This window comes from Rhodoferax sp. UBA5149 (genome assembly GCF_002413825.1).
Lineage (GTDB): Bacteria > Pseudomonadota > Gammaproteobacteria > Burkholderiales > Burkholderiaceae_C > Rhodoferax.
On sequence record NZ_DHXT01000070.1, the window covers coordinates 18,849 to 25,937 of the forward strand.

Consider the following 7,089-nt stretch of genomic DNA (forward strand, 5'->3'; position numbering starts at 1 on the left):
CCAGCGCCAGCCCCGGGTCGGTGACCATGCCGCGGCCCAGCATCAAGCTATCACAGCCCGACAGCGCGCGGCAACGCAAGGCGTCTTGCACATTCCATATCTCGCCATTGGCCACTACCGGGATCCGCACGGCGGCGCGAATGTCCGCGATGCGCTCCCAGTAAGCAGGGGGGCGGTACGCGTCCGCCTTGGTCCGGGCGTGCACCACCAGCTCGTTGGCGCCACCGCCTTCTATGGCCAGCGCGCACTCCACCGCACGCGCATCGTCATGCACCCCCAGGCGCATCTTGGCTGAGACCGGCATGTGGGCCGGCACGGCGCGGCGAACCGCCGCCACGATGGCAAAAAGTAGTTCGGGCTCGTCGAGCAAGGCCGCTCCGCCGCCATGACGGTTCACGACCTTGGCCGGGCAACCAAAATTGAGGTCGATGCCGTCGGGTCCTAGAGCTGCCAGACAGGCGGCATTTTCCGCCAGACAAACCGGGTCCGAGCCCAGCAGCTGCGCTCGCACGGGTACGCCTGCGAAAGTCCGCCCGCCGTTCAGCAACTCAGGTACCACGCGAATGAAGGCCCGATCCGGCAACAAGGTATTGGTCACGCGAATGAACTCCGAAACGCAACGATCCACTCCGCCGACCCGGGTCAGGATGTCACGCAGCACAAAGTCCAGCAAGCCCTCCATGGGCGCCAGAAGAAGCGTCATGGCCAAAAGGGAAACGACGACCGGTGGAAATCAGACAATCTTGACTTTCAACAACATTTGATTCGCATAAGGGCATAAGCTGATGCTTTATCAATCAAAAAAGGAAAACACATGTCGCACTATCACGCCATTGTCTGGCTCGATCATTCTGAAGCCCATGTGATGCACATCAGTCCGGACGATGTGGAGAAATCAGTGGTTCACCCAGCCACACCCCATGTCCATTTGCACTCCAGGCGTGGCACCCTGGGTGCCGGACGCCAGGCCGAAGACAGTAGCTATTATCACGCCGTCGCCGAGGCCCTGATGGGTGCCCAAGAGATTCTGGTGGTGGGCCCGGCTCAGGCGAAATTGCAGCTTATCAAGCATATCCACGCACACGACCACGACATGGTGGACAAAATTGTCGGCGTCGAAACCGTAGACCACCCGACTGACGCCCAACTGGTCGCCTACGCGCGCAAGTATTTCATTGCAAAAGACCGGATGTTGTCCTAAGTCACCAAATTCCGCCCCACCAGATCGGCCAGCATCACGCTGGATTCGTCCAGACGACTGGCGAGGATGCGTGCAATATTGCGGTAGATGATATGCGCGCTTTCCGGGTTCGCATCGACGAGCTCCCGATAGAAACGCATGGTCACGGCGTCGCGCGTCGCGCGCACCGTCGCGGATCGCAGGTGGTTGCCTACCAAGGCCATCTCGCCAAAGCAACTGCCCGCGTTGAGCCGGGCCAGCTCAATCACTTTGCCGTTTCGGCTCTTTTCAACGATCACCTCACCGGCGATCAGGACGAAAAAGGAATCTCCAATATCGCGTTCGTTGAACACCACCTCACCGGCCTTGATCGGAAAATATTCGGCCACGGCGAGTGTGCGCATCAGGCAGTCAGGCGTCATGCCGCTGAAAATCGGCACCTTTTCCTTGATTTTTTGAATGATGGCTGGATCAAGCTTGATGGCAGTCGGACGTACGAGCACTTCGGCTCGAACGTTTTCGGCAAAAATCTGAACAATGGCAGGATCAACTTTCATCACGACCAATGGTACACGGCTTGATTTCAGCCGTGTACCATTGCTCTGGGCGACCCATCAACCAATCAGCGAGCTTTCCATGACCATCAATGTGAATATCGATCTTGGCTACGAGTTTGAAGTCAAAGCCAGTGCCACAGACGTCTTCGACGTTCTTTCTGATGTACCGACCTCGGCCAGCCACTTTCCCAAGGTCGACAAACTGGTCGACCTTGGGGGGAATGCCTATCGCTGGGAAATGGCAAAAATCGGCATCGCCCAGATCAGCCTGCAAACCGTCTACGCATCAAAATACATGTCCAACAAAGCCAAGGGCACGGTCGTTTGGACGCCCGTCAAGGGCGAAGGCAATGCGCTGGTGTCCGGCAGCTGGAAGATCACGGACAAAAAAAAATCCACTCATATCGTGCTGCAGATCAACGGTGAACTCACCATTCCCCTGCCCGGTCTGATGAAGATGGTGGTGGCACCGGTGGTGGAGGCGGAGTTCGAAAAATTGGTCGAGCAGTACATCGCCAACCTGACCAAGCGCTTTGGCGGCGAGGCCTGATCCGGCTGCATCGACCAGCGGCCTGCGCAGTTCGTCGTTCAGTGCGGCGGTGCAGGCGGTGCTGAAGAGAAGCCGTACAAGCGCTCGGGCGGCAAACGGGAGAGCATCGCTTTGTCAGTCACGTTGGCCACAATCGCAAAGTCGGCTTGCCCGGTGTCATGACGCAGGGTCCGTGCGACGGGATGCCCGGCCGTGTCCGTGATGGAGGCCACGATCGGCGCACGCGCGTTATCCGTGCGTTGAACCACCAGGCCCAGCTCGCCGGAGGCGAGTCTGACGAAATCACCGGGCGGATAAATTCCGAATTCCTTGATGATGGCGGTCGATATCGGCCCGCCTTTGTCCTCGCGATAAAGCTCCCGGACCGCCTCCTGCGGCGACAGCGCTGGCCGCAAGGTCCGAGGACTTATTTTTGCCATGAATACATCGGCTACCCGCAAGGCGGCCGCCATCTCGCCGATATCGGTACACCCGAGCGGATAGCCGCTTCCATCCGATCGTTCATGATGTTGCGCAATGGCGGCCAGCCAGTCGGCATCGGTCACGCCAGCCTTCTCCAGCAGCTCAACGGACTGGGCCGGATGATTGTGCAGGGCCACCCGCTGTTTGTCTTTCATCGGAACATCCTGCCCGGCCATTTGCCCCTGCAAGTCGAGAATCGTCATGTTCATGGTGAGCGCGGCCTTCACCAGACTCATCATGCGCTCCTTGGGCCATTGAAGATGACGGGACATCAAAATGCAAAGCGTGGCGGTGTGCACCGAATGGGTATAGCCGTAGTAAAAATTCTTGGCGTTGTCCTGCCGAACGATGCGATAAAGGCCAATGTCAACGTTGTCGTCGACCAGCTCCAGAATGTGACGCGCAAACTGCTCCATCCGGCCGACGAAATCGGGCTCTTGCCCCACATGGGTCAGCAGCTTTTGCAACTCAACCGTGGTCTGGTCCCACAGGCCAAACAGATTCGGTGGCGCCACAAAGGCCTTGGGCTGCGCCGGCTGAGCCTCCCGTGCCAGCGCCTTGACTTCCTCGGGGTCCACAAAGGCACCGCGCTGGAGTAAAAGTTCAAGCTGATGCGCGCTCTCGATGACATGCCCCCTGGACAGCATAAGCAAGCCTTGGTCATCACGCACGTTCCATGGCAAGGGAGAGCCAATCTGGACTTTCGAGCGCGGCAGTCTCAGCATTTTCATGATCAAACTTCCTTCCGCCGGGTCCAGACGAACTCGTATCGCGCCAGGGAAAAAATATCAGCCATGCGCTTCAGTGTATCCGGCTTGCTATATTTTGCATAGCTGTCCGCGCATATTCCATGAGGGCTGGAGGAAAAAATTACTCAAACAAACGTTGCCTCAGCCGTTTGACCCCGGTGACACCCGCCAGCACTATGGCGCCCGTCAGGATACCGGCAACGGCATCCAGCCCCGAAGAAACCACCGACAACATGCCCGCGCTCAGGCTCAGGTGCTCGATCAGGCTATGTGCACCTGGAATGCCGTGCGTCACAATGCCGCCCCCCACCAGAAACATGGCAGCAGTTCCGGCCACCGACAGTCCCTTCATGAGGTAGGGCGCAGCGTTGAGAACGCCGCGCCCCGCGCTGCGCTGCAGGCGCACCGCCGCGCTGGTGCCGGCCCTTTGACTGAGATAGAGTCCCCCATCGTCAAGCTTGACAATGCAGGCCACCAGACCATAGACACCCGCCGTCATCACCACGGCGATGCCACTCAGCACGGCCACTTGGGTGGCGAGCGGGCTTGTCTGTACGGTGCCCAGTGTGATGGCGATGATCTCGGCCGACAGGATGAAATCGGTGCGTACCGCCCCCTTGATTTTTTCTTTCTCCAGCGCCACCAGGTCGATGGACGGGTCAGCCAGCGCCTGCACCAGTTGGGCGTGGTGAACCGCGTCTTCGGCCCCGCTGTGCAAGAACTTGTGGGCCAGTTTCTCAAAACCTTCAAAGCACAGAAAAGCCCCACCGATCATCAGAAGCGGGGTCACCGCCCAGGGGGCAAGCGCGCTGATGGCGATTGCCGCGGGCACCAAAATGGCCTTGTTGACAAACGAGCCCTTGCACACGGCCCAGACCACCGGCAACTCGCGGTCCGCGTTGACGCCAGCGACCTGCTGCGCATTGAGGGCGAGATCATCACCGAGCACACCCGCAGTTTTCTTCGCGGCCACCTTGGTCAACAAGGCCACGTCGTCCAGCACGCTGGCAATATCGTCAATCAGTGCAAGCAGACTACTGGCCATGGGTCAAAACTTTCTGGGTTGGGTGCAATGCGCAAAGGGAAGATTGTCGCCGCTATGCAGGGTTCAAGTCTTCACGTCACCTAGGGTCAACACAATTGCCGGCTCCAGGCTTCCCATCAAGAATCAAGTTCCCATTTCACTAGAAACAACAATGACCACTCCCATCACGGTATCCCTTGGCGACCTGCCGCTGCAATGCCTACACCGCTGGGAGCGCGAACGCGGCAACCAAATTTTCCTCACCCAGCCTATCGGCGGCGGCGCCGTGCAGGACATCACCTGGATTCAGGCCGCCGACCAGGTTCGCCGCATCGCCGCATCGCCGACTGGCTGCAGGCGCAGGGCTGGCCAGCGGGCAGTCGGGTGGCCATCATCGGTAAAAACAGCGCGCACTGGATTCTGGCGGACCTGGCCATTCTGATGGCAGGTCACGTATCGGTTCCCCGCTATCCCACCTTCAATGGCGAAGCCCTTGCCTATATCCTGAAGCACAGCGAAGCACGTGCCTGTTTTATTGGGAAAATGGACGATATTTCCAATTTGCAGACCGGCGTGGCACCCGGCCTACCCTTGATTGCCTTGCCACTGGCACCCACCGCGATCAAGGCCACGCTGTGGAACGACCTGATCGCCCAAACCCCGCCGCTGCAGGGGTCACCAAGCCCCGACGGAGAATCCATATGCACCATCATCTATACCTCCGGCACGACCGCAAAGCCCAAGGGCGTGGTGCACACGGGGAATGCCATGGCGTGGGGCATCGCAGGGTATCCACGCCAAAATTCCCGCGGAAAAACTCAAGAAATTGCTGGGTCTGCCCGTCATCGGCTGGCTGGTGCGACGAAAAATCCTCAGGGGCCTGGGGCTGGATCAATGCCGCATTGCCGCGGGAGGCGCGGCGCCCATGCCGACCGATGGTTGGCTGCGCACCGGTGACAAGGGAAAAATCGACAGCGAGGGCTATCTGAGCATCACGGGCCGTGTCAAGGACATCTTCAAGACCAGCAAAGGCAAATACGTGGCCCCGGCCCCTCTGGAAGATCTGCTTGTCATGCACCCCGACATCGAGGCGTGTCTGGTAACGGGCGTCAACTTGGTGCAACCTTTGGGTCTGGTCATTCTGTCGCCAGAAGCAGTTGCAAGAAGCGCCGCCAAGGAAAGCAAGGTGGCCCTGACCGAGTCACTCACGCAGCATCTCAAGACCATCAATGCGCGGCTCGAACCTCACGAAAAGCTGGATTGCCTGGCTGTCATCACGACGCCCTGGACGCCAGAAAACGGCCTGGTCACCCCCACCCTCAAGGTCAAGCGCCCGCGTATTGAAGAGGCGTACGCCAGCCAGTACGAGGGCTGGCTCAGTCAAGGCAAACCGGTGGTATGGGCCAAAGCCTGATAATCACGGTTTGTTGGGCACTTCCAACATAGAACTTTTTCGGGACCACCGTTATGCATCGTGTCGCCATCAGTAGCACCGGACTCTACATTCCGCCTGACGTCATCACCAACGCGGAGCTGGTGACCGCCTTCAACCGCTTCGCTGAAATAGAAAACGCCGCGCACGCCGCCGACATTGCGGCGGGCACGCGCCAGCCCATCCCCCCCTCAAGCGTCGAGTTCATCGAGAAAGCCTCGGGGATCAAGCGCCGCTATGTGATGGAAAAATCCGGCGTGCTGGACCCCCAGCGCATGCGTCCGCGCCTGAAGGCCAGACCAGATACCGAAATCTCGCTGATGGCTGAAATTGGTGTGGCGGCAGCGCGGGATGCGCTGACACGCGCCGGCAAGCAGCCCGAGGATATTGACGGCGTGATTTGCGCTTGCGCCAATTTGCAACGGGCCTACCCTGCCATGGCGGTGGAAATTCAGACCGCGTTGGGCATCAAGGGCTTCGGCTTCGACATGAATGTGGCCTGTTCATCGGCCACCTTCGCCATTGAAATGGCGGTCAACGCCATTAAAACCGGCTCGGCCCGGGCCATCCTGGTGGTGGATCCGGAAATCACCTCGCCCCATCTGGCCTGGAAAGACCGGGATTGCCATTTCATCTTTGGTGACGTCTGTACCGCCATCCTGATTGAGCGGCTTGAGAACGCCCCCGCCGGCGCGTTTGAAGTCCTTGGCACACGCCTGCTGACCACCTTCTCCAACAGCATACGCAACAACGCCGGCTATATGTCGCGCAGCGAAGACCGCAACCCGGAAGACCGGGATCAGCTTTTTTACCAGGAAGGGCGCAAAGTCTTCAAGGAAGTGTGCCCGATGGCGGCCGAACACATGACCAAGCATCTGGCCGAACATGGGCTGGTGCCCACCGGGGTACGGCGCTTCTGGCTGCATCAGGCCAATCTGGCCATGAACCAGCTGATTGGCCGAAAACTGCTGGGGCGCGACGCCACGCCAGACGACGCACCGGTGATTCTGGATGAGTTTGCCAACACCGCCTCGGCCGGCTCGATCATCGCTTTTCATCGCCACCACGATGACATCAAGCCCGGTGAAGTGGGCGTGATCTGCTCTTTCGGGGCCGGCTATTCCATTGGCAGCGC

The 7,089-nt window shown here is 59.4% G+C and carries 10 protein-coding genes; 6 read left to right on the forward strand and 4 right to left on the reverse strand.

The window, feature by feature from the left end:
* The coding region (locus B3V69_RS05900) for a tRNA dihydrouridine synthase (RefSeq protein ID WP_296444689.1) at positions 1-703 on the reverse strand (703 nt) is incomplete at its 3' end.
* A gap of 111 nt (positions 704-814) precedes the next feature.
* Here B3V69_RS05900 and B3V69_RS05905 point away from each other — a divergent pair.
* Positions 815-1,201, forward strand: a complete 387-nt coding sequence (locus tag B3V69_RS05905) for a translational machinery protein (RefSeq protein ID WP_296444691.1) — start codon at positions 815-817, stop codon at positions 1,199-1,201.
* Here the strand turns inward: B3V69_RS05905 and B3V69_RS05910 are convergent.
* Positions 1,198-1,737, reverse strand: a complete 540-nt coding sequence (locus B3V69_RS05910; RefSeq protein WP_296444693.1) for a cyclic nucleotide-binding domain-containing protein — start codon at positions 1,735-1,737, stop codon at positions 1,198-1,200. The genes B3V69_RS05905 and B3V69_RS05910 overlap by 4 nt on opposite strands.
* Before the next feature lie 79 nt (positions 1,738-1,816).
* On the opposite strand from B3V69_RS05910, the gene B3V69_RS05915 reads away from it, so the two are divergent.
* Positions 1,817-2,287, forward strand: a complete 471-nt coding sequence (locus tag B3V69_RS05915) for an SRPBCC family protein (protein WP_296444695.1) — start codon at positions 1,817-1,819, stop codon at positions 2,285-2,287.
* Between the two features lie 38 nt (positions 2,288-2,325).
* Here the strand turns inward: B3V69_RS05915 and B3V69_RS05920 are convergent, their stop codons facing one another.
* Both B3V69_RS05920 and B3V69_RS05925 read right to left on the reverse strand, forming a co-directional pair.
* Complete coding sequence (locus tag B3V69_RS05920; RefSeq protein ID WP_296444697.1) at positions 2,326-3,480, reverse strand: HD-GYP domain-containing protein; 1,155 nt, start codon at positions 3,478-3,480, stop codon at positions 2,326-2,328.
* Positions 3,481-3,619: 139 nt separating this feature from the next.
* On the reverse strand, positions 3,620-4,543 hold the full coding sequence (locus B3V69_RS05925) for a DUF808 domain-containing protein (protein WP_296444699.1): 924 nt from the start codon (positions 4,541-4,543) through the stop codon (positions 3,620-3,622).
* A 151-nt stretch (positions 4,544-4,694) separates the two neighbouring features.
* Between B3V69_RS05925 and B3V69_RS05930 the strand changes: the two genes are divergently transcribed.
* The 4 genes from B3V69_RS05930 to B3V69_RS05945 all read left to right on the forward strand — a co-directional run.
* Positions 4,695-4,964, forward strand: a complete 270-nt coding sequence (locus B3V69_RS05930) for a hypothetical protein (protein WP_296444701.1) — start codon at positions 4,695-4,697, stop codon at positions 4,962-4,964.
* A complete protein-coding gene (locus tag B3V69_RS05935; RefSeq protein WP_296444703.1) occupies positions 4,907-5,479 on the forward strand; it encodes an AMP-binding protein in 573 nt (190 codons plus the stop codon). Before B3V69_RS05930 ends, B3V69_RS05935 begins: the two co-directional genes overlap by 58 nt.
* Positions 5,448-5,936 carry an AMP-binding protein gene (locus tag B3V69_RS05940; RefSeq protein ID WP_296444705.1) on the forward strand — a complete coding sequence of 163 codons (489 nt, stop codon included), beginning with the start codon at positions 5,448-5,450 and terminating at the stop codon, positions 5,934-5,936. The genes B3V69_RS05935 and B3V69_RS05940 overlap by 32 nt, the downstream gene beginning before the upstream one ends.
* Before the next feature lie 53 nt (positions 5,937-5,989).
* On the forward strand, positions 5,990-7,089 hold a 1,100-nt coding region (locus B3V69_RS05945), incomplete at its 3' end, for a beta-ketoacyl-ACP synthase III (protein WP_296444707.1).

Excerpts from the sequence above, each read along its gene's own strand:
- B3V69_RS05920 (WP_296444697.1), bottom strand. The coding sequence starts at position 3,480 with ATGAAAATGCTGAGACTGCCGCGCTCGAAAGTCCAGATTGGCTCTCCC.
- B3V69_RS05910 (WP_296444693.1), bottom strand. The coding sequence starts at position 1,737 with ATGAAAGTTGATCCTGCCATTGTTCAGATTTTTGCCGAAAACGTTCGA.
- B3V69_RS05940 (WP_296444705.1), top strand. The coding sequence starts at position 5,448 with ATGCCGACCGATGGTTGGCTGCGCACCGGTGACAAGGGAAAAATCGAC.
- B3V69_RS05905 (WP_296444691.1), top strand. The coding sequence starts at position 815 with ATGTCGCACTATCACGCCATTGTCTGGCTCGATCATTCTGAAGCCCAT.
- B3V69_RS05930 (WP_296444701.1), top strand. The coding sequence starts at position 4,695 with ATGACCACTCCCATCACGGTATCCCTTGGCGACCTGCCGCTGCAATGC.
- B3V69_RS05915 (WP_296444695.1), top strand. The coding sequence starts at position 1,817 with ATGACCATCAATGTGAATATCGATCTTGGCTACGAGTTTGAAGTCAAA.
- B3V69_RS05925 (WP_296444699.1), bottom strand. The coding sequence starts at position 4,543 with ATGGCCAGTAGTCTGCTTGCACTGATTGACGATATTGCCAGCGTGCTG.